This window comes from Clostridioides sp. ZZV15-6597 (genome assembly GCF_020657815.1).
GTDB lineage: Bacteria > Bacillota > Clostridia > Peptostreptococcales > Peptostreptococcaceae > Clostridioides.
Genome location: NZ_JAGWCT010000210.1, coordinates 1 through 2,033, shown reverse-complemented (window position 1 = coordinate 2,033; position 2,033 = coordinate 1). Strand labels below are relative to the sequence as shown.

Annotated in this window: 1 protein-coding gene; it reads right to left on the bottom strand. The window is 26.8% G+C overall.

Annotation, left to right across the window (positions count from 1 at the left end; all coding sequences use genetic code 11):
- Positions 1 to 14: 14 nt before the first annotated feature.
- Entirely contained in the window at positions 15 to 1,907 is a 1,893-nt protein-coding gene (locus KGF52_RS20860; protein WP_227841499.1) for a sigma 54-interacting transcriptional regulator, read from the bottom strand.
- Between the last annotated feature and the right edge of the window lie 126 nt (positions 1,908 to 2,033).

The window sequence follows — 2,033 nt, the reverse complement described above, 5'->3', positions numbered from 1 at the left end:
TATATGTATTATTTTTAAACATCACTTTCGATTTCTTTTAACTTTCTCCATAGAGTAGAGCGAGTGATTTTTAGTATTTCACAAGTTTTTGTAGTGTTTCTATTATTTTCATTATAGACTTTGTATATATATATTTTTTCTAGTGTTTTTAAGTCTAAGTTATTATATTTAAAATCAGGCTTATCTGTATCAGTTATAGTATTTGCACATTCACTATTGTATTTTTCTGATAAAATTGAATCAAATGATTCTATAATAACAGCTCTCTCGATTATTCCTTCTAATTCTCTTATGTTTCCTTCATATTCTTTTTCAAGAAGAGCTTGTCTGATATTTGGAGTGATAATTAAAGGTATCTTATTGTATTTAGCTGAATATTTTTTTATGAAAAATTCTGATAATTTTATTATATCTTCTTTTCTCTCTTTGAGTGAAGGAAGGTACAATGTTAATATATTTATTCTAAAGTAAAGGTCTCGTCTAAATAAACCATCACGCATCATATCTTTTAGGTCTTTATTTGAAGCACAAATTATTTTTACATCTATGGGAATAACTTTATCACCACCAATTCTCATAACTTGCTTTTCTTGTAAGACTCTTAATAATCTTCCTTGAAGTTCAATTGGAATTTCACTTATTTCATCGAGAAAAATTGTTCCTTCATGTGCCAATTCAAATACACCTGTTTTTCCTTTTTTTCTTGCTCCTGTGAATGAGCCCTCTTCATAACCAAAAAACTCACTTTCTATTAAAGATGGAGGTATTGCAGCACAGTTTACAGCAACAAAAGGAGCATTTTTACGTTTGCTATAATTATGAATACTTTGACAAAATAGCTCTTTACCAACACCAGATTCCCCTGTAATAATCATTGGAGTATCATAACAAGCATATTTTTTTGCAACTTCTATACAATCTTTTGTTTTTTCACTTGCATAGATTATATCATCAAATGTATATTTGGCAGAGAGACCTTTGTTTAATAGACTTCTTCTTATTGTGTGTTCAAATGAACTTATTTCCTTACTGTCTTGAAATGTAGAAACTGCCCCTTGAATTTGACCATCAACGATAATTGGAACTCTATTTGTGATGATTTTTGTACTTCCTATATTCTGTATTTCACCAATTTGTGGTTCCATGGTTTCAACTACTTGAGGTAAAACTGTATTTGGAATAATATCTATAACATTATGATAAAGTGCATTTTCTTTCTTTATACCAAATATTTTTTCAGCACTCTTATTAAATAATGTGATTTTAAAATTTTTATCAACTGTTATTATTCCATCATGTACAAAATCTGTCATAGCTTCTATCTGTAATCTTCTTTTTTGTTCATCTTTAGTTGCGTCTAGTATTTGTTCAGCTTGTTGAATGGCTCTAAGTATGTTTTCTTCTCTAGATTCAATTAATATTCCCTTACAATTAAGTCTTTCAACAATATGTGCAACAGTAGTATCACCTATATATGTATTGATGCCTTTTTTTCTATATTTTTCTATAGCATTATAAATTTCTTCTTCCTTTTCAATTTCAATCATCGTTATTTTCTTATTCAATATTTCTTCTATAATATCAAAGCCATATATAACATTATTAAATCCAATTATACCAAATGGTTCATTTGAATTTTTAACTTCCTTATAGCTTTCTATAATATCATAAGCATCTACTTTAATCTCAACTATAGGTATGTTATACGTTTCTTTTAACATATTGTAAGTTCCACCTCTACTTATGATAATTCTAGTACCATGGTTAATACTTTTTTCGGCGAGTGGTATTCCTTCTTTTAAGTTACCAAATACAACGTCAATGTTTGTATACTTATATTTTTTTACTATGTGAATCGATTTTTCATAGGTTCCTTTAGTAGGAGCAATAACAAGTATTTCTTTCATAATAATTCCTCCATATTTCATCAAATAAACTTAAAGATTATTATTATAACTAAATTTTATCAGTGATATTTTAATATTTTACTTTATATTTAATTATAAATAAAGTATTTTTAAATAAATTATTAT

What these genes read in the sequence shown, in the direction of transcription:
- KGF52_RS20860 (WP_227841499.1), bottom strand. Translation starts at nt 1,907, where the DNA reads ATGAAAGAAATACTTGTTATTGCTCCTACTAAAGGAACCTATGAAAAA.